The following is a 332-nucleotide window of genomic DNA, read 5'->3' as shown; positions in this document are numbered from 1 at the left end:
AGTTATACCACTATTCACACAAAGAAGAAACATTACAAAATATTAGCGAAAGGTTAGAATATATAGAATCTGAACTAACAAATGTTGGAAGCTCAAATCCGACATCTTATAGTAGTGGAAGTTCAGATTATAACGTTGTAGAAAACAAAAGATTGAATCTATTAAGTGAGCAAATAGCCCTTTCACAACAATTAAAGAAAGTTGAATATGAATATTTAGAAATAAAAAAAGGTCTTAGTTATTTAAACAAAGAAGAATTAGAATTAATAGATTTAAAGTATTTTAAAAAATGGGATGTAGAAAAAATAGAAAAATCTAAATTTATTTCAAGA

The 332-nt window shown here is 25.0% G+C and carries 1 protein-coding gene; it reads left to right on the top strand.

All coding sequences use genetic code 11. From position 1 onward, the window contains the following. The coding region (locus tag EII23_RS13095; RefSeq protein ID WP_185702426.1) for a hypothetical protein at window positions 1–332 on the top strand (332 nt) is incomplete at both ends.

The organism is Desulfovibrio sp. OH1186_COT-070, from assembly GCF_003860215.1.
Taxonomy (GTDB): Bacteria; Desulfobacterota; Desulfovibrionia; order Desulfovibrionales; family Desulfovibrionaceae; genus Desulfovibrio.
The sequence above is the reverse complement of the archived record's forward strand: the minus strand, read 5'-3'. Positions and strand labels throughout refer to the sequence as shown.